This is a genomic window from Klebsiella sp. JB_Kp004, assembly GCF_040065795.1.
In the GTDB taxonomy this organism is placed as follows: domain Bacteria; phylum Pseudomonadota; class Gammaproteobacteria; order Enterobacterales; family Enterobacteriaceae; genus Klebsiella; species Klebsiella quasipneumoniae.
Genome location: NZ_JBEAKW010000001.1, coordinates 135190 through 153294 on the forward strand (window position 1 = coordinate 135190; position 18105 = coordinate 153294).

At 59.9% G+C, this 18105-nt stretch carries 18 protein-coding genes; 13 read left to right on the forward strand and 5 right to left on the reverse strand.

The annotated features are described in order from the left end of the window. Positions 1 to 94: 94 nt before the first annotated feature. From ABLX76_RS00605 to sapF, 6 genes are all read left to right on the forward strand, one after another. A complete protein-coding gene (locus ABLX76_RS00605; RefSeq protein ID WP_171878887.1) occupies positions 95 to 1003 on the forward strand; it encodes an SDR family oxidoreductase in 909 nt (302 codons plus the stop codon). A 333-nt stretch (positions 1004 to 1336) separates the two neighbouring features. Next, the gene (gene sapA, locus ABLX76_RS00610) at positions 1337 to 2980 is read left to right on the forward strand and encodes an ABC transporter substrate-binding protein SapA (protein ID WP_348873750.1); all 1644 of its coding nucleotides are present in this window, start codon (positions 1337 to 1339) and stop codon (positions 2978 to 2980) included. Further along, positions 2977 to 3942 (forward strand): putrescine export ABC transporter permease SapB, encoded by a 966-nt coding sequence (sapB, locus tag ABLX76_RS00615; protein WP_017900865.1) that lies wholly within the window; start codon positions 2977 to 2979, stop codon positions 3940 to 3942. The genes sapA and sapB overlap by 4 nt, the downstream gene beginning before the upstream one ends. Next, positions 3929 to 4819 (forward strand): putrescine export ABC transporter permease SapC, encoded by an 891-nt coding sequence (gene sapC, locus ABLX76_RS00620; RefSeq protein WP_004151901.1) that lies wholly within the window; start codon positions 3929 to 3931, stop codon positions 4817 to 4819. Before sapB ends, sapC begins: the two co-directional genes overlap by 14 nt. Beyond that, positions 4819 to 5811 (forward strand): putrescine export ABC transporter ATP-binding protein SapD, encoded by a 993-nt coding sequence (gene sapD / locus ABLX76_RS00625; protein WP_023289349.1) that lies wholly within the window; start codon positions 4819 to 4821, stop codon positions 5809 to 5811. Before sapC ends, sapD begins: the two co-directional genes overlap by 1 nt. 1 nt (position 5812) lies before the next feature. Further along, positions 5813 to 6622 (forward strand): putrescine export ABC transporter ATP-binding protein SapF, encoded by an 810-nt coding sequence (gene sapF / locus ABLX76_RS00630; RefSeq protein ID WP_004203898.1) that lies wholly within the window; start codon positions 5813 to 5815, stop codon positions 6620 to 6622. Positions 6623 to 6651: 29 nt separating this feature from the next. Here the strand turns inward: sapF and hutH are convergent, their stop codons facing one another. Genes hutH through ABLX76_RS00655 form a run of 5 tightly spaced genes read right to left on the reverse strand, consistent with a single transcriptional unit; the run spans position 6652 to position 11261 of the window. Next, positions 6652 to 8151, reverse strand: a complete 1500-nt coding sequence (gene hutH, locus ABLX76_RS00635; RefSeq protein WP_348873752.1) for a histidine ammonia-lyase — start codon at positions 8149 to 8151, stop codon at positions 6652 to 6654. Next, a complete protein-coding gene (locus ABLX76_RS00640; protein WP_017900863.1) occupies positions 8148 to 8942 on the reverse strand; it encodes an ATP-binding cassette domain-containing protein in 795 nt (264 codons plus the stop codon). Before ABLX76_RS00640 ends, hutH begins: the two co-directional genes overlap by 4 nt. Position 8943: 1 nt before the next feature. After that, positions 8944 to 9675, reverse strand: coding sequence for an ABC transporter permease subunit (locus ABLX76_RS00645; protein ID WP_023289347.1), 732 nt, complete (start codon positions 9673 to 9675; stop codon positions 8944 to 8946). A 9-nt stretch (positions 9676 to 9684) separates the two neighbouring features. After that, positions 9685 to 10404: an ABC transporter permease subunit gene (locus ABLX76_RS00650; protein ID WP_023289346.1), complete on the reverse strand. Its 720-nt coding sequence runs from the start codon at positions 10402 to 10404 to the stop codon at positions 9685 to 9687. 11 nt (positions 10405 to 10415) lie between these two features. Beyond that, positions 10416 to 11261, reverse strand: a complete 846-nt coding sequence (locus tag ABLX76_RS00655; RefSeq protein WP_023289345.1) for a transporter substrate-binding domain-containing protein — start codon at positions 11259 to 11261, stop codon at positions 10416 to 10418. A gap of 209 nt (positions 11262 to 11470) precedes the next feature. Here ABLX76_RS00655 and ABLX76_RS00660 point away from each other — a divergent pair, with 209 nt between their 5' ends. From ABLX76_RS00660 to osmB, 7 genes are all read left to right on the forward strand, one after another. Then, on the forward strand, positions 11471 to 12013 hold the full coding sequence (locus ABLX76_RS00660) for a HutD family protein (protein ID WP_048297337.1): 543 nt from the start codon (positions 11471 to 11473) through the stop codon (positions 12011 to 12013). A 199-nt stretch (positions 12014 to 12212) separates the two neighbouring features. Next, the gene (fabI, locus tag ABLX76_RS00665; RefSeq protein ID WP_023289343.1) at positions 12213 to 13001 is read left to right on the forward strand and encodes an enoyl-ACP reductase FabI; all 789 of its coding nucleotides are present in this window, start codon (positions 12213 to 12215) and stop codon (positions 12999 to 13001) included. A 188-nt stretch (positions 13002 to 13189) separates the two neighbouring features. Further along, the gene (locus tag ABLX76_RS00670; RefSeq protein WP_060591015.1) at positions 13190 to 14347 is read left to right on the forward strand and encodes a carboxymuconolactone decarboxylase family protein; all 1158 of its coding nucleotides are present in this window, start codon (positions 13190 to 13192) and stop codon (positions 14345 to 14347) included. Positions 14348 to 14428: 81 nt separating this feature from the next. Continuing rightward, the gene (locus ABLX76_RS00675) at positions 14429 to 16363 is read left to right on the forward strand and encodes an exoribonuclease II (RefSeq protein WP_023289341.1); all 1935 of its coding nucleotides are present in this window, start codon (positions 14429 to 14431) and stop codon (positions 16361 to 16363) included. 158 nt (positions 16364 to 16521) lie between these two features. Further along, on the forward strand, positions 16522 to 16701 hold the full coding sequence (locus ABLX76_RS00680) for a hypothetical protein (RefSeq protein ID WP_004203883.1): 180 nt from the start codon (positions 16522 to 16524) through the stop codon (positions 16699 to 16701). Positions 16702 to 16774: 73 nt separating this feature from the next. After that, on the forward strand, positions 16775 to 17524 hold the full coding sequence (locus ABLX76_RS00685) for a DNA-binding transcriptional regulator YciT (RefSeq protein ID WP_023289340.1): 750 nt from the start codon (positions 16775 to 16777) through the stop codon (positions 17522 to 17524). 271 nt (positions 17525 to 17795) lie between these two features. Further along, positions 17796 to 18014 (forward strand): osmotically-inducible lipoprotein OsmB, encoded by a 219-nt coding sequence (osmB, locus tag ABLX76_RS00690; RefSeq protein ID WP_002901783.1) that lies wholly within the window; start codon positions 17796 to 17798, stop codon positions 18012 to 18014. Positions 18015 to 18105: the final 91 nt, after the last annotated feature.

Sequence of the window (18105 nt, forward strand, 5' to 3'; positions counted from 1 at the left end):
GTCTGCCTGTTAGAATTTATACCCCGATAATGTCTCTACTTTTATAGTATGACATCGCGGGTAGGATACGCCTGATAACCCGTCCAGGAGGTTCATAATGCGTATATTTCTTACCGGCGCGAGCGGATTTATCGGCTCGCGTATTCTTCCGGCGCTGCAGGCGTCGGGCCATCAGGTTATCGGCCTCGCGCGAAGCGACGCCACGGCGCAGGCCCTGGAAGCGGCAGGGGTCGAGGTGCGCCGCGGCACGCTGGACGCCCCGGATTCGCTGCTGGCGGGCGTCGAGAGCGCCGACGCGGTGATCCATACCGCTTTCGACCACGACTTCAGCCGCTTTGCCGCCAACTGCGAGAAAGACCGCCAGGCGATCCTCACCATGGGCCAGGCGCTGCGGGGCAGCGCGCGGCCGCTGGTCATCACCTCCGGCACGCTGATGGGCGACGACGGTAGCGGCGCCCCGGCCCGCGAGTCGTGCTTTAACGCCGCGCACCCCAGCCCGCGGACCGCCTCAGAACTTGCCGGCCAGCAGCTGCTGGAGGCGGGAGTGGACGTCCGGGTCGTTCGCCTGCCGCAGGTGCATGACACCGTGCGCCAGGGGCTGCTGACCAGCTATATCGAACGCGCGGTCGCCAGCGGCGCGGTGGCCTTGCGCGGCGAGGGGAACCACCGCTGGTCCGCCGCCCATGTCGATGACGTCGCGCGCCTGTACGTCAGCGCCCTGCTGCAGGGCGCTGCGGGCGAGCGCTACCATGCGGTGGCTGAAGAGGGGATCGCATTACGGGAGATTGCCGCAGTCATCGCCCGGGGCTTAAATCTGCCGCTGACCCAGCTGGATGAGGCGCAGGCTGACGCCTGGTTCGGCTGGTTTGCCCCCTTTACCGCCCTTGACCTGCGCGCCAGCTCGGCATGGACTCGCGAGCGATTGCAGTGGCAGCCGGTCGGCCCCGGGCTGCTGGAGGACTTGCGGGATATGGATTATCAAAAAGTGACGTTGTCACGATAAACAAAAACGTCCCCCCCTGTATGACATCCGACGGGTAGGGTTACCCGCCCGTCGGACCCTCTGCTTTCTCCCCGCTATACTGAATTTATCCCCGGCGTTAGCGTCGCTTCCACCGTCCGGTCAACCGCGGCCAAACAGAGCTGACTGGCGATATCGGCGATAAAAAGTTACCATGTTTCATTATACAGACTCGGTTCCGCGACTATTTTAATCAATTGACTGAATACTATACGCACCCGGTAACCGCATTATCCCTCAGGCTTGTTGAAGGCGGTGGTGAATGTCTATGAATCTTAATAAGATAGAGTTCAACTCTATAATCAAACAGAAAATATGCGCCTGAAATTGTCATCTCTCCTGGCAGCGGTTTCCCTGCTGTGTGGGCAGGCTTTTGCCGCCCCTGCGCTCCCCGACCGCGCCGATATTCGCGACAGCGGTTTCGTCTATTGCGTCAGCGGCCAGGTTAATACCTTTAATCCGCAGAAAGTGAGCAGCGGCCTGATCGTCGATACGCTGGCCGCGCAGATCTACGATCGCCTGCTTGACGTCGACCCTTATACCTATCGGCTGGTCCCCGAGCTGGCGGAGAGCTGGGAAGTCCTCGATAACGGCGCCACCTACCGCTTTCATCTGCGCCGCCACGTCCCGTTTCAACGCACGGCATGGTTCTCCCCGACGCGGGATTTCAACGCCGATGACGTGATTTTCACCTTTGGCCGCATTTTTAACCGCGATCACCCCTGGCACAACGTCAACGGCAGCAGCTTCCCCTACTTCGACAGCCTGCAGTTTGCTGACAGCGTGGAGAGCGTCCGCAAGCTCGATAATCAGACCGTGGAGTTTCGCCTCAAGCGGCCGGATGCATCATTCCTCTGGCATCTGGCCACCCACTATGCGTCGATTACCTCCGCCGAATATGCCGCCCGCTTAACGGAGGACGATCGTCAGGAACAGCTCGATCGCCAGCCGGTGGGTACCGGCCCGTTCCAGCTGTCGGAGTACCGCTCCGGGCAGTATGTTCGCCTGCAGCGCCACCCCGGCTACTGGCGCGGAAAACCGTTGATGCCGCAGGTGGTGGTCGACCTCGGCTCCGGTGGAACCGGCCGCCTGTCGAAACTGCTGACCGGCGAATGCGACGTGCTGGCCTGGCCGGCCGCCAGCCAGTTGACGATCCTGCGTGACGACCCGCGCCTGCGCCTGACGCTGCGTCCGGGGATGAACATTGCCTGGCTGGCCTTCAACACCGCCAAACCGCCGCTGGACAACCCGGAGGTGCGCCACGCGCTGGCGCTGGCCATTAACAACCAGCGCCTGATGCAGTCTATCTACTATGGCACCGCGGAGACGGCGGCGTCGATGCTGCCGCGCGCCTCGTGGGCCTACGATAACGACGCTAAGATTACCGAATATAATCCCCAGGAGGCCCGTACCCGCCTGAAGGCCCTGGGGCTGGAAAATCTGACCCTCAAGCTGTGGGTTCCCACCAGCTCGCAGGCGTGGAACCCCAGCCCGTTGAAAACAGCAGAGCTGATCCAGGCGGATATGGCGCAGATTGGCGTCAAGGTGATCATCATGCCGGTGGAGGGGCGCTTCCAGGAGGCGCGGCTGATGGACATGAACCATGACCTGACGCTCTCCGGCTGGGCGACGGACAGTAACGATCCGGACAGCTTCTTCCGGCCGCTGCTGAGCTGCGCGGCGATCGCCTCGCAAACCAACTTCGCCCACTGGTGTAACCGGGAATTCGATGACGTGCTGCAAAAAGCGCTGCTCTCGCAGCAGCTCTCCTCGCGGATGGACGCTTACAAAGAGGCCCAGCGCATCCTCGCTCGTGAACTGCCGGTCCTGCCGCTGGCCTCATCGCTGCGGTTGCAGGCCTATCGCTATGATATGAAAGGCCTGGTGCTTAGCCCCTTCGGTAACGCTTCGTTCGCTGGCGTATCGCGGGAGAAAACCGAAGAGGTGAAAAAACCATGATTATTTTTACCCTGCGCCGTCTGCTGCTGCTGTTGGTCACCCTCTTTTTTCTGACCTTTGTCGGCTTTAGCCTGAGCTACTTCACTCCCCATGCCCCGCTGCAGGGCGCGACCCTGTGGAATGCATGGCTGTTCTGGTTTGAAGGGGTGCTGCACTGGGATTTTGGCGTCTCCAGCATTAACGGCCAGCTGATTTCCGAGCAGCTGCGCGAGGTGTTCCCGGCGACCATGGAGCTGTGCATCCTCGCCTTCGGCTTTGCCCTGCTGATTGGCATTCCGGTGGGGATGATCGCCGGCGTGATGCGCAACAAATGGCCCGATACCCTGATCAGCGCCGTCGCGCTGGTCGGTTTCTCGATCCCGGTCTTCTGGCTGGCGCTGCTCCTGACCCTCTTCTTCTCCCTGACCCTCGGCTGGCTTCCGGTCTCCGGCCGCTTCGACCTGCTGTATGAGGTGAAAAACGTCACCGGTTTCGCGCTGATTGACGCCTGGCTTTCGGACTCGCCGTGGCGCCATGAGATGATCGTCAGCGCCGCCCGGCATATGGTGCTGCCGGTGCTGACCCTGGCGGTAGCCCCCACTACCGAAGTGATCCGCCTGATGCGCATTAGCACCAGCGAAGTCTATGACACCAACTACGTCAAGGCGGCCGCCACCCGCGGCGTCTCGCGACGCAAAATTTTACTGCGCCACGTGCTGCACAACGCCCTGCCGCCGGTGATCCCGCGCCTCGGCCTGCAGTTTTCCACCATGCTCACCCTGGCGATGATCACGGAGATGGTGTTCAGCTGGCCAGGGCTGGGCCGGTGGCTTATCAACGCCATTCGTCAGCAGGACTACGCGGCGATCTCCGCCGGAGTGATGGTGATTGGCGCGCTGGTGATTATTGTCAACGTGATTTCCGATATTCTCGGTGCCATGGCTAACCCACTGAAACATAAGGAATGGTATGCCCTACGATAGCGTTTATCTGGAAAAGCGTCCGCCCGGCGCGCTGCGCACCGTATGGCGTAAATTCTATGGCGACACCACGGCGATGATCGGCCTGTACGGCTGCGCGGGGCTGCTGCTGCTTTGCGTCTTCGGCGGCTGGTTCGCCCCCTACGGCATCGACCAGCAGTTCCTCGGCTACCAGCTGCTGCCGCCATCGTGGTCGCGCTATGGGGAAGTCTCTTTCTTCCTCGGAACCGATGACCTGGGGCGCGATGTGCTCAGCCGACTGCTGAGCGGCGCGGCGCCGACCGTCGGCGGCGCTTTTGTCGTCACCCTCGGCGCCACGCTGTTTGGCCTGGTGCTGGGCGTCATTGCCGGATCGACCCACGGCCTGCGCTCGGCGGTGATGAACCATATCCTTGATACCCTGCTCTCCATCCCCTCGCTGCTGCTGGCGATCATCGTCGTCGCCTTTGCCGGGCCGCACCTCAGCCATGCGATGTTTGCCGTCTGGCTGGCGCTGCTGCCGCGCATGGTGCGCTCCGTCTACAGCATGGTCCACGATGAGCTGGAGAAAGAGTACATTATCGCCGCCCGCCTCGACGGCGCGTCGACGCTGAATATTCTGCTGTTCGCCATCCTGCCCAATATCGCCTCCGGCCTGGTGACCGAGATCACCCGCGCCCTGTCGATGGCTATTCTGGATATTGCCGCGCTGGGCTTTCTTGACCTCGGCGCTCAGCTACCTTCGCCGGAATGGGGAGCGATGCTGGGCGATGCGCTGGAGCTTATCTATGTTGCGCCGTGGACCGTGATGCTGCCCGGGGCCGCGATTATGCTCAGCGTACTGCTGGTCAACCTGCTGGGCGACGGTATTCGCCGGGCGATCATTGCCGGGGTAGAATAATGCCGTTACTCGATATTCGTCACTTAACCATCGAATTCAAAACCAACGAAGGCTGGGTAAAAGCCGTCGACCGCGTCAGCCTGACCCTGACCGAAGGCGAAATCCGTGGCCTGGTGGGGGAATCCGGCTCCGGGAAGAGCCTGATCGCCAAAGCTATCTGCGGCGTGACAAAAGACAACTGGCGGGTCACGGCCGACCGCATGCGTTTCGACGACATCGATCTGCTGCGGCTGTCGAACCGCGAGCGCCGGAAACTGATCGGCCACAACGTGTCGATGATATTCCAGGAGCCCCAGTCGTGCCTCGACCCCTCTGAGCGCATCGGCCAGCAGCTGATCCAGAGTATCCCTGGCTGGACCTACAAGGGCCGCTGGTGGCAGCGGCTGGGCTGGCGTAAACGTCGGGCCATCGAGCTGTTGCACCGCGTCGGGATTAAAGATCACAAAGACGCCATGCGCAGCTTCCCCTATCAGCTGACCGAAGGCGAGTGCCAGAAGGTGATGATTGCCATCGCCCTGGCCAACCAACCGCGCCTGCTGATCGCCGATGAACCGACTAACGCCATGGAGCCCACGACGCAGGCGCAGATTATCCGCCTGCTGACGCGGCTCAACCAGAACAACAACACCACCATTTTGCTGATCAGCCACGATCTGCAGATGCTCAGCAAATGGGCGGATAAAATCAACGTCATGTACTGCGGGCAGACGGTGGAGAGCGGGCCCAGCGAAGAGCTGATCACCCTGCCGCATCACCCCTACACCCAGGCGTTAATCCGCGCGATCCCGGATTTTGGCAGCGCCATGCCGCATAAAAGCCGTCTCAACACCCTGCCGGGGGCGATACCGCTGCTGGAGCAGCTGCCCATCGGCTGTCGGCTGGGGCCGCGCTGCCCGTACGCCCAGCGCGAGTGTATTGAAACCCCGCGTCTTACCGGGGCGCGCAATCACCTGTACGCCTGTCATTTCCCGCTGAACATGGAGAAAGAGTGAAATGGTCGAAACATTGCTGGAAGTGCGCCAACTCAGTAAGACCTTTCGCTATCGCACCGGCTGGTTTCACCGCCAGACGGTGGAGGCGGTTAAGCCGCTGAGCTTTACCCTGCGCGAACGGCAGACGCTGGCGATTATCGGCGAGAATGGCTCCGGAAAATCCACCCTCGCGAAGATGCTGGCCGGCATGGTGGAGCCCACCAGCGGCGAGGTGCTGATCGATGACCATCCGCTGACCTTCGGGGATTACTCCTACCGCAGCCAGAAGATTCGCATGATCTTTCAGGATCCGTCGACGTCGCTAAACCCGCGCCAGCGCATCTCGCAGATCCTCGATTTTCCGCTGCGGCTGAATACCGACCTCGACGCCGAAGCGCGGCAGAAACAGATCATCGACACCCTGCGCATGGTCGGCCTGCTGCCGGACCACGTCAGCTACTATCCCCATATGCTGGCCCCGGGTCAGAAGCAGCGTCTTGGCCTCGCCCGGGCGCTGATCCTGCGCCCGAAGGTCATCGTCTGCGATGAGGCGCTGGCCTCGCTGGATATGTCGATGCGTTCCCAGCTCATCAACCTGATGCTGGAGCTGCAGGAGAAACAGGGCATCTCTTACATCTATGTCACCCAGCACCTGGGAATGATGAAGCACATCAGCGATCAGGTGCTGGTGATGCATAACGGGGAAGTGGTTGAGCGCGGCAGCACCGCCGATGTGCTGGCCTCACCGTTGCACGACCTGACCCGACGCCTGATCGCCGGCCACTTCGGTGAGGCTCTCACCGCCGACGCCTGGCGCAAAGACGGCAAATAGCGCCGTCTCATTCACCTCGCCCGCAGACCTCACGCCGGCGCGTGGCCAGCGGTTCGCTTAAGGATGGCCACCGCGCTGGCGATGTCCGGCGCCAGCCAGCGATCGTCCTCCCAGCCAGGCACGCTTTCGCGCAGCAGGTCTCGCGCCCGGCGCGTGCCCGCCGCCAGCTTCTGCGGCTCGTGAAAATCGAGCCCCTGGGCGGCGAGTAAATATTCGATGCCCAGGATCTGATAGAGGTTGCCCAGCAGGCGCTGCAGTTTCAGCGCTGCGCCGGTGCCCAGGCTTAAATGATCCTCCTGCAGACCCGAGGTAACAAAATTATCCAGCACCGCCGGCTGCGCCAGCTGCTTGTTTTCCGCGCACAACGACGCGGCGACGTACTGGGCAATCATCATGCCTGAATTCACGCCCGGTCGGGCGACCAGGAACGCCGGCAACCCGCTCACCAGAGGATTCACCAGCCGGTCAAGGCGTCGTTCAGCGATGGCGCCCAGCTCAGCCATGGCAATGGCCAGCAAATCGCAGGCCATCGCCACCGATTCGCCGTGCGGATGCGCCTGGGAGACCACCCGCCACTGCTCAACGGTTCCCAGGATCAGCGGATTATCAGTACAGGCGTTGAGTTCGATATTTATCTGCGTCTGCGCGTGGCTAAACTGATCGCGGCAGGCGCCATGCACCTGAGGCATCGAGCGAAGGCTTAGCGCATCCTGGGTGCGAAGTCCTTCACTTTCGGCCAGCAGACGGCTGTCCGCCAGCAGCTCACGCAGCCGCTGGCCGCTGGTCTGGATCCCGGGGCTGGCTTTCAGCGCCAGGATCTCGGCATCGAATGCCACAAGCTGGCCGCGCAGCGCTTCAAAGCTCATCGCGCCGGTTGCATCGGCCCAGTTCATTAAGCGCTCGGCGTCGTCTAACGCCAGACAGGCCAGACCGGTCATGCACGGCGTACCGTTGACCAGGCTCAGCCCCTCTTTCGCTCCCGGCGCGATGGGCTGCAGATCTAGCTGCGACAGGACCTCTGCCGCTGGCCACGTTCGCCCCTGCCAGAGCACATCGCCAATCCCCATCAGGGCCAGGCCAATGTGCGCCATATGCGTTAAATAGCCAACTGACCCCTGGGAGGGCACCTGAGGGGTGACGCCATGCTGCAAAAACGCCAACAGCTGCTGCACTATCCCGGCGGAGATCCCGGATTTACCGTGGCTGAAATTGGCCACCGCGGCGCACATAATTGCCCGGGTTGGGGCGACCTCCAGCAACGGTCCCACCCCGCAGGCGTGGCTGAGCAACGTATTGCACGACAGCTGGTGTAGCTGTGCTTCCGGCAGCGTAATATTGCACAGCGCCCCCAGCCCGGTGTTGATCCCATAGGCCACCTGGCCGGCTTTAACGATATGCTGGACAATCGCCCGCCCTTGCGCGATACGCGACCAGGCGCTGTCGCTGAGGCTCAAGGTCGCCTCGCCCCGGGCAACGCAAGCCACCTCCTGCCAGCGTATCGGCGCATCGCCCCACTGGATCATTTTCATACGACCTGTCCTGGCTGTTGGTGGCTGGAGATAAATTGCTTGAAGCGCGCGGACCCCTGGCTGCCAAACAGCGCCTCTGGCGCACCGTCGCAGTCAATCGTCCCCTGGTGCATAAAGACCACCCGGTTGGAAACATGGCGGGCGAATCCCAGCTCGTGGGTGACCACCAGCATCGTCCGTCCCTCCTCCGCCAGGCTGCGCATCACCTTTAGCACCTCGCCGACCAGTTCGGGATCCAGCGCTGAGGTAGGTTCATCAAAGAGCATGACGTCCGGCTCCATGGCCAGCGCGCGGGCTATCGCCACGCGCTGCTGCTGGCCGCCGGAGAGCTGCGCAGGATAGAAATCCTTTCGGTTCAACATCCCCACTCGCTCCAGCAACTGCTCAGCCTGTTCAATGCAGGTCCGTTTGTCCCGCTTGAGCACATAATGCGGCCCCTCAATGACATTCTGCAGAACCGTCATATGCGACCAGAGGTTAAAACTTTGGAAGACCATCCCCAGCCGCGAGCGCAGGCGCTCTATCTGCCGGGGGTTCGCCGCCAGCCGATGCCCACGGGCATGATGCTTCATTTCAATCGTCTCGCCGCCGACGCTGACCACTCCGGCATCGGGCGTTTCCAGCAGGTTAATGCAGCGCAGCAGCGTACTTTTACCGGAGCCGCTGGCCCCGAGGATCGAAATGACATCGCCCTGCTGCGCCTGGATGGTGATCCCCTTCAGGACATCCAGGGAGCCAAAGGACTTATGAATATCGCTGACCGATAAGGTCACCGGACGTGAATCGAGCATCTTACTCTCCTTTGGTTATCGGCTTGAGCGACACGGTCGCCGGATTTTGCCGGGTATGCGGGGTTAAACGCCGTTCAAGCAGGGCGTACAGCTGCACAATGATGAAATTGAGCAGCAGGTAGATGGCCGCCGCGCAGAGGAATACCTCCATCGTCCGGTAGGTACGCTGAATAATCTGTTGGGCCACCCCCGTGACGTCCCAGACGGTCACCAGGCTTGCCAGCGCCGTCGACTTGACCAATAAAATGGCCTCCGTGGAGTAGGCTGGCAGCGCATAGCGCAGCATCACCGGGGCAATGATCCGCCGCAGCAGCAGCCAGCGCGACATACCGCAAGCCTGGCCGGCTTCAATCTGGCCCGGCGGTATCGCCAGCAACCCGCCGCGCAGAATTTCCGCGGTATAGGCCGCCGTACAGAGCGCCAGCGCCAGAACGGCGCAGATAAAGGGTTCGCGCAGCAGCGGCCACAGGAAACTGTGGCGGATCACCCCAAACTGACCCAGCCCGTAATAAATGAGAAACAACTGGATCAGCAATGGCGAACCGCGAAAGATCAGGATATAGCCTTTGGCGAAACCGCTTGCCAGCGGCCAGCGGCTCATTCGCAGCGCCAGAACGCCAAGAGCCAACACGCCGCCGAGCAAAAAAGAGCAGATAAAGAGCCCCAGCGTCACTGGCAGCGCCGCGCCGAGCTTCAACAACGTCTCACCGAGAAAGGCAAAATCGATAATCATATGGGCTCCTTACGCCTGCGCGGCGCTGCGACGCAGCCAGGCGCGGTTCAGACGGCTCTCCGCCCGGGTAAACGCGCGGTTAGAGAGCAACGTCAGGATCAAATAGCAGCCGCCGCCGATGAGATAGAACAGGAAATAATCGCGGGTAGAGCCAGCGGCAATCTGGCTGGCGCGCATCAGTTCAACCATCCCGGTCACCGATACCAGCGCCGAGTCTTTGAGGCTCATTTGCCAGACGTTGGACAAACCCGGCAGCGAATAACGGACAATCTGCGGCAACAGGATGCGCTGCAGGATCCGCCAGCGCGGCATGCCAATGGCGGAAGCCGCCTCCACTTCCCCGGGCATCAGCGCCAGACGAGCAGCACGGTAGACTTCCGCCTGATACGAGGAGGAGATCAAGCCAATCGCCAGAGCGCCAATCAGAAATGGCGGAACCTCAATAAAGCCGTCTGCGCCAAACAGACGCCCCAGCCATGAAATCATCCCTGAGCCGCCAAAATAAAACAGATAGATCACCAGTAATTCAGGGATACCGCGGAATACCACCGACCAGGCGGCGCCGAACCAGCGCGCTGGCGCGTGGCGGGACAGCTTCGCGGCGGCTATAACGCCGCCCACCCCCGCACCGACGGCCAGCGCCGCGAGCGACAGCAGCAACGTAGTCAGCGTTGCGCTGAGGATCAGCGTCCCCCACCCGTTTTCACCCAAACTCAGAAGATTTAACATGGTTGCCTCGCTCAGGGAGTCACGTCGCTTTTAAACCATTTCTCACTCAGTTTTTTTACCGTCCCATCGGCCAGCGCCGCCTGAATGGCGCTATCCAGTTTCGCTTTGAGTTCGGTATCGGCGAGGCGCACGCCCATCGCCTCACCGCCTCCCCAGATTGGGCCGCTCATCAGCGGACCGCTCAATGCCAGATTGCTATTCTCCGGGCGCGACAGGGTGGTGTTGGCAAAGGTAATATCATCAAACACCGCGTCGATGCGCTCAGCCTGCAGGTCGAGGATCGCATCCGCTGAGTTGTTATATTCCCGGACATCAGCGATATCCTTGAAATACTTATCAATAAACGGCGTGTACACGGTGCCGGACGCGATGCCGATGGTTTTCCCTTTCAACGCCGCGCGCAGCGGCGCAATCGCCGCCTGAATCTCTTTCTCATTATCATGAAGCTTGACCGCTGGCGAAGGCGGTAGCAGCGACCCTTTTACCGCAATGAAAGAGGCCGGCGTGGCTGCGTATGCCTGGGTAAACGCCACGACCTTCGAGCGCTCTGGGGTGACGACGATAGCATCCATGATCACGTCATATTTTCCGGCGTTAAGTCCGGCAATCATGCCATCCCAGTTCTGCACCACCAGTTTGCATTCGATCTGCATCCGCTGGCATAAATTCGCCATAAGCTCGGGCTCGAAACCGCTGAGTTTCCCTCCGGGAAGGGTTAGATTCCAGGGTTCATAGCCGCCTTCCGTAGCGATGGTGATCGATTTCCACTCTTTAGCGTATGTTGAGCCACCAGACAGCAGTAGCCCCGAAAACAGGGTGACCAGGCAGGCCTGGCGGAAAGTAATACGCTGTTGCATTTTCATTCTCCCGATCGCGTTTTGTCATGATGGCTCTGGTCAAGGCGATAAGATAATTCGCAGATGACTGCTCATGTATATACAAGCATTGACAAACCCGCACACGCGCTCAATGATGGATTTGTGAGCCCTGTTGTAAATAATTTGTAAGAACATTGAGACAAACGTGTAACAAATACTATCCACTTCAGACTTCCGCCGAGCAAACTATGATCACCTATTTTGATTACGCTACCTTGCCCGTCACGCCATGGAAGAACGGCGCCGGCGCCACCCGGGAAATTATCGCCGTTCCTTCCGTAGATGCACCTTTTCTCTGGCGCGCGAGCATTGCCACCCTGCAGGCCGATGGCCCATTCTCCCCTTTTCCCGGCGTCGACCGGACGATCGTCCTGCTGGCGGGGCAACCGCTACGGCTGCGCGGGGAGGAGATCGACCATCCGCTGGCGCGCTGGCAGCCGTGGGCGTTCCCCGGCGAATGGGCGCTGTCCAGCGTCGGGATCGTTGAGCCTGGACTGGACTTCAATGTCATGACCCAGCGCGGGCGAGCCCTCGCGCAGGTTGAGGTGGTGAGCGACCGGCAGCGACCGGCCACTGACGGGGTTGCTTATGTGCTGCAGGGTGAATGGGATCTGGCCGGACGGCGCTGCGCCGTCGGCAGCGGGCTCTGCTGGCACGGCGATGCTCCGGGGGAGTTGCGGCCTCTCAGCGCCGATGGGCGTCTGCTGCTGGCGGCGATTGCGCTCAAATAGTCAGCAGAGAAAAATGGTATACTTGAGCCATCGCGATCGGCTTTTGCCCCGCGCGGCGCGGGCCGGCTGAAAAATATCGTGACACAAGGGGTCGTCAGTGGGATATAATTCCCGGCTAAATTTGAGTTATTTTGAAATAACAATGTTAACGTTATGATTGTTAAAGTAAAAATAAGCAATAACGATAAGGATTAAAGCTATGGGTTTTCTTTCCGGTAAGCGCATTTTGATCACTGGCGTCGCCAGCAAACTGTCCATCGCCTACGGTATTGCGCAGGCAATGCACCGCGAAGGCGCGGAACTGGCATTCACCTATCAGAATGAAAAACTGAAAGGTCGCGTTGAAGAGTTTGCTGCCGCGCTGGGTTCTGACATTGTGCTGCCGTGCGACGTTGCTGAAGATGAGAGCATCACCGCGCTGTTCACCGAGCTGGAAAAAGTCTGGCCAAAATTCGATGGTTTCGTCCACTCTATCGGTTATGCCCCGGCTGACCAGTTAGACGGCGACTACGTCAACGCGGTCACCCGCGAAGGTTTCAAAATCGCGCACGACATCAGCGCCTACAGCTTCGTGGCGATGGCTAAAGCCTGCCGCACGATGCTGAACCCGGATTCTGCTCTGCTGACGCTCTCCTACCTGGGCGCCGAGCGCGCGATCCCGAACTACAACGTGATGGGTCTGGCGAAAGCCTCTCTGGAAGCGAACGTGCGCTATATGGCGAACGCGATGGGTCCGGAAGGCGTTCGCGTCAACGCTATCTCCGCCGGTCCGATCCGTACCCTGGCCGCGTCCGGTATCAAAGATTTCCGTAAAATGCTGGCGCACTGCGAAGCGGTCACCCCGATCCGTCGCACCGTCACCATTGAAGACGTGGGTAACAGCGCAGCCTTCCTGTGCTCCAACCTGTCTGCGGGTATCTCCGGTGAAGTCGTTCACGTTGATGGCGGGTTCAGTATCGCCGCTATGAACGAGCTGGAACTGAAATAAGTTCCTTCCCCTCCTCGCCCCGGTGAGGAGGGTTTTCCCTTCCCAGGCCTTGCGCTCCCCCTGTTATTCCAATCGGCTATTTGTTAGCACGTATCAATATTTTCTCCTGCTTCCGGGTTACGCCAGGATAGTTCTGCATAAACGATCCGCGGAACGGCGGTTCGCCACATACCGAACAAGGAAAGCCCATGGAGCCACGCCGCGTGAATGGCAAAAACCACTGGTATCACGAAACCCAGTCAACAATCTGCCCGGTGGATGTCCTGCCGCTCGTCCCTGAAGCCGCCCATGTTGAAGACCGCTTTTTGCTGGACCTGACGCTGCCGGACGCCTGGCTACACGCCCACACAGGCTGGCTACGCCCCGCGCGCCAGCTCGCCGAGCGGCTGTTTCCCGACCAGGTGCCGGTAAGCCGCCTGCAAACCTTTACCGCCTACGATCGCCTGAGCACTGCGCTCACCGTCGCCCAGGTCTACGGCGTCCAGCGGCTGTGTAACCACTATGCCGCCCGCCTGGCGCCCCTGCCGGGGCCCGACTCTTCGCGCGAGAGCAACCGTCGTCTGGCGCAGATCACCCAATACGCTCGTCAGCTCGCCGGTTCACCCTCCGTCATTAACGCCCTTTCCCGCAGCCAGCTGGACGAAGTGGGCCTGACCAGCCGGGATATTATCCTGATCAACCAGATTATCGGTTTTGTCGGCTTCCAGGCGCGGGCGATTGCCGTGCTGCAGGCGGCGCAGGGCTTCCCGGTGCGCTGGATCCCCGGAATGCCGCAGCAAGAGGAGGCGCCCGCCGGCCTGTTTGCCATCCCACCGGGAGAGTGGCAAACCGACATTGAAGATCCCGATCTGCAGTATGCCGATGACGAGCGCCAGCGGCGCATCGCCAGCTGGCAGTCGCTGCCCGGCCTGGGCCCGCTGGCTCCGCTGCTGGCCTGCGACCCGCAGTTGATGGCGCCGCTGGAGACGCTGTTACGCCAGCTCAGCGGCAACGATACCTTTGGCCCGCAGGTCGCCTTACTCACCGCGCGCACCAATGGCAGCGCCACCTGTTTTGACGCCTGGCTCCCCCACTGGCACGGTGAAGAAGCGTTCGCCAGCCATTTACGGGAGGGCGATCAGGCTCTCCATCGCTGGCTTGGGCAGCATCCTCAGTCGCGCGCGCTCGTTACCGCGGTACAGTTGTTAACCCGCTCCCCGGACCGGTTTAGCGCCGCCCAGTTAACACCCCTCGGCGAATATGGACTCTCAGCGGAACAAGCGATCGATCTGTTAACCTGGAGCGGGCTGTGCGGCTGGATGAATCGTCTGAAAATCGCCCTCGGCAATGTGCGTCAGCAGACGTAAATTGCTGAAACAGCGCTTGCTGCGACAGGCATAATCGCGTAAAAATGTCAGCCGCTCTTTTAGCCACGAAAATACCTAATTATGTTTCAGGATAACCCGCTGCTAGCGCAGCTTAAACAGCAACTGCATTCCCAAACGCCGCGCGCGGAAGGGGTCGTTAAGGGCACGGAAAAGGGCTTTGGCTTCCTCGAAGTGGACGCTCAGAAGAGCTACTTCATTCCGCCGCCGCAGATGAAAAAAGTGATGCATGGCGACCGTATCGTTGCGGTGATCCATTCTGAAAAAGAACGCGAAAGCGCCGAGCCGGAGTCGCTGGTTGAGCCTTTCCTGACCCGTTTCGTCGGTAAAGTCCAGAAGAAAGACGATCGCCTCGCTATCGTTCCTGACCATCCGCTGCTGAAAGACGCCATTCCCTGCCGCGCCGCCCGTGGCGTTGAGCATGATTTCAAACAGGGTGACTGGGCCGTCGCTGAAATGCGCCGTCATCCGTTAAAAGGCGACCGCGGGTTTTACGCGGAGCTGACCCAGTTCATCACCTTCAGCGACGACCACTTTGTCCCGTGGTGGGTAACGCTGGCGCGCCATAATCTGGAAAAAGAGGCACCGGACGGCGTCGCCACCGAGATGCTTGACGAAGGGCTGACACGCCGCGATTTGACCGCCCTCGACTTCGTCACCATTGACAGCGCCAGCACCGAAGATATGGACGATGCGCTGTATGTCGAATCTGGCGCCGACGGCAAACTGTTGCTGACGGTGGCGATCGCTGACCCGACCGCATGGATTGCCGAAGGCAGCAAGCTGGATAACGCCGCAAAAGTTCGCGCCTTTACCAACTATCTGCCGGGCTTCAACATCCCGATGCTGCCGCGCGAACTGTCAGACGACCTGTGTTCCCTGCGTGCCGATGAAGTGCGCCCGGTGCTGGCCTGCCGGATGACCCTGGCGGCCGATGGCACCATTGAAGACAACATCGAGTTCTTTGCCGCCACCATCGAATCGAAAGCCAAGCTGGCCTATGACGACGTCTCTGACTGGCTGGAAGGCCGCGGCAGCTGGCAGCCGGGCAGCGAGGCGATTGCGCAGCAAATTACGCTGCTGAAGGACGTGTGTCAGCGTCGCAGCGAATGGCGTCAGACCCACGCGCTGGTGTTTAAAGACCGCCCGGATTACCGTTTCGTCCTCGGCGAAAAAGGCGAAGTGCTGGACATCGTCGCGGAACCGCGTCGTATTGCCAACCGTATTGTCGAAGAGTCGATGATCGCCGCCAACATCTGTGCCGCCCGCGTTCTGCGCGACAAGCTCGGCTTCGGCGTTTATAACGTCCACACCGGCTTCGATCCGGCGAATACCGAACAGCTGGCTGCCCTGCTGAAGACCCACGACGTACACGTTGATCCGACGGAAGTGCTCACCCTGGAAGGTTTCTGCAAGCTGCGTCGCGAACTGGACGCCCAGCCGACCGGTTTCCTCGACAGCCGCATACGTCGTTTCCAGTCGTTTGCTGAAATCAGCACCGAGCCGGGCCCGCACTTTGGTCTCGGTCTTGAGGCCTACGCCACCTGGACCTCGCCGATCCGTAAGTATGGCGACATGATCAACCACCGTCTGCTTAAGGCCATCATCAAAGGCGAAACCATTGCGCGCCCGCAGGATGAAGCCACCGTGCAGATGGCGGAGCGCCGTCGTCTCAACCGCATGGCCGAACGCGATGTCGCCGACTGGCTGTATGCCCGTTTCCTCAACGATAAAGCCGGCACCGATACCCGCTTTGCGGCGGAGATCATCGACATCAGCCGCGGCGGGATGCGCGTGCGTCTGGTGGACAATGGCGCGGTCGCCTTTATTCCGGCCCCGTTCCTTCACGCCGTGCGCGACGAACTGGTCTGCAGCCAGGAAAACGGCACCGTGCAGATCAAGGGAGAAGTGGTCTACAAAGTGACCGATGTTATCGATGTCACTATCGCTGAAGTCCGCATGGAAACTCGTAGCATCATTGCTCGTCCGGCTGCCTGACGTCTCATCACAGCGGTTCCTCCGGGAACCGCTCCTTCTTTCCTCCCTGTCCCGCCATTTCCGTCGCACCGATTAAGGTTGTGCGTTTTTTTCGCTTCTCTTTTTCACCCATTTTTAGCATCATTGATTTCATTCGTTTTTGTTACCAGGATAATGCCATGTCAGATGTGAATGCCCACCTGCTCGCCCAACGTATCGATACCGTGCTGGATATTCTGGTTGCCGGTGATTACCACTCTGCGATCCATAATCTGGAGATCCTCAAAGCGGAGCTGCTGGCGCTGGCGGCAGACGACGCCGAGCAAAACAAACCACCCAAAGCGCCCTGGGAAATCTGATTATCGCCCACATGCCGCAACCGGCGATGCTGACCGGTTGCTCGCCGTATAGCCCCCTAACAGTGATGTTGCTATGAACGCCCGACAACAAAGTATTTTGCAAGTGGTCATCGATAAAGGCCGCATGAGCGTCGCCGATCTGGCGAAGATGACCGGAGTCTCAGAGGTCACCATCCGTCAGGATCTGAACCTGCTGGAGAAGCAGAGCTATCTGCGCCGCACCCATGGCTACGCCGTCCCACTGGACAGTGAAGATGTCGAAACCCGCATGATGACCCATTTCGCCATTAAGCGTGAACTGGCCAGCCGCGCCGCGGCGCTGGTGAATGCCGGCGAAACGGTATTTATCGAAAACGGCAGCAGCAACGCCCTGCTGGCGCGCACCCTGGCCGAACGCGGCGATATCACCATCATCACCGTCAGCAGCTATATCGCCCATCTGCTGAAAGAGACGCCGGGAGAGGTGATCCTGCTGGGCGGGATTTACCAGAAACGCAGTGAAAGTATGGTTGGCCCACTGACCCGCCAGTTCATCCAGCAGGTGCATTTCAGTAAAGCCTTTATCGGGATCGATGGCTGGCAGGCGGAAACCGGCTTTACCGGTCGCGATATGATGCGTGCGGACGTGGTTAACGCCGTTCTGGAGAAGCACTGCGAAGCGATTATCCTCAGCGATAGCTCAAAATTCAGCGCGGTGCACCCCTATCCGCTTGGGCCAGCCGGGCGCTTCAATCGTGTTATCACCGACGATCGTCTGCCGAACGACTGCCGTGAGCAGTTGCTGCGCAGCGGCCTGACTGTGGATATTGTACCCTACGTCTGATGTGTCTCCGCCCCGTCCCAGCCAAGCGTCGGACGGGCGCGTTAACGCTCTGAGAGTATTCCGAGCCGGTAATTAAGACTTTTTACCTGACGATAAATTTTAAAAAAAGTAAAATTATTATTAGCGATATAACAGGAAGTGACTATCACCTGCGTGATTTTCGTGATACCTGCGCACCCTAACTTCATGGAATTGCCCTAAAGCTGCTTTATCAGGCTATGCTTACAGGAGCGCTGTAATCCATGAATAGATTATTCAGGAGAAAAAAATGATGACTTCAACGAGCAAAAAAATGGCTGCTGTTGTTCTGGCTGTCACTGTAGCAATGTCTCTGAGCGCTTGCTCTAACATGTCTAAACGCGATCGTAACACTGCTATCGGCGCAGGTGCCGGCGCCATCGGCGGTGCGGTGTTAACTGACGGTAGCGCACTCGGTACCCTGGGTGGCGCAGCAGTCGGTGGTATTATTGGTCACCAGGTCGGCAAATAATATATTTATCTGACGAAATAAAAGAATAATTCACACGAATTGACTTACGCACGTTAAAACATTCAAGGCCGCGGCATTCACCGCGGCCTTG

Coding starts and splice junctions, on each gene's coding strand:
- sapA (WP_348873750.1), top strand. CDS start 1,337: ATGCGCCTGAAATTGTCATCTCTCCTGGCAGCGGTTTCCCTGCTGTGT.
- sapB (WP_017900865.1), top strand. CDS start 2,977: ATGATTATTTTTACCCTGCGCCGTCTGCTGCTGCTGTTGGTCACCCTC.
- sapC (WP_004151901.1), top strand. CDS start 3,929: ATGCCCTACGATAGCGTTTATCTGGAAAAGCGTCCGCCCGGCGCGCTG.
- sapD (WP_023289349.1), top strand. CDS start 4,819: ATGCCGTTACTCGATATTCGTCACTTAACCATCGAATTCAAAACCAAC.
- sapF (WP_004203898.1), top strand. CDS start 5,813: ATGGTCGAAACATTGCTGGAAGTGCGCCAACTCAGTAAGACCTTTCGC.
- hutH (WP_348873752.1), bottom strand. CDS start 8,151: ATGAAAATGATCCAGTGGGGCGATGCGCCGATACGCTGGCAGGAGGTG.
- ABLX76_RS00640 (WP_017900863.1), bottom strand. CDS start 8,942: ATGCTCGATTCACGTCCGGTGACCTTATCGGTCAGCGATATTCATAAG.
- ABLX76_RS00645 (WP_023289347.1), bottom strand. CDS start 9,675: ATGATTATCGATTTTGCCTTTCTCGGTGAGACGTTGTTGAAGCTCGGC.
- ABLX76_RS00650 (WP_023289346.1), bottom strand. CDS start 10,404: ATGTTAAATCTTCTGAGTTTGGGTGAAAACGGGTGGGGGACGCTGATC.
- ABLX76_RS00655 (WP_023289345.1), bottom strand. CDS start 11,261: ATGCAACAGCGTATTACTTTCCGCCAGGCCTGCCTGGTCACCCTGTTT.
- ABLX76_RS00660 (WP_048297337.1), top strand. CDS start 11,471: ATGATCACCTATTTTGATTACGCTACCTTGCCCGTCACGCCATGGAAG.
- fabI (WP_023289343.1), top strand. CDS start 12,213: ATGGGTTTTCTTTCCGGTAAGCGCATTTTGATCACTGGCGTCGCCAGC.
- ABLX76_RS00670 (WP_060591015.1), top strand. CDS start 13,190: ATGGAGCCACGCCGCGTGAATGGCAAAAACCACTGGTATCACGAAACC.
- ABLX76_RS00675 (WP_023289341.1), top strand. CDS start 14,429: ATGTTTCAGGATAACCCGCTGCTAGCGCAGCTTAAACAGCAACTGCAT.
- ABLX76_RS00680 (WP_004203883.1), top strand. CDS start 16,522: ATGTCAGATGTGAATGCCCACCTGCTCGCCCAACGTATCGATACCGTG.
- ABLX76_RS00685 (WP_023289340.1), top strand. CDS start 16,775: ATGAACGCCCGACAACAAAGTATTTTGCAAGTGGTCATCGATAAAGGC.
- osmB (WP_002901783.1), top strand. CDS start 17,796: ATGACTTCAACGAGCAAAAAAATGGCTGCTGTTGTTCTGGCTGTCACT.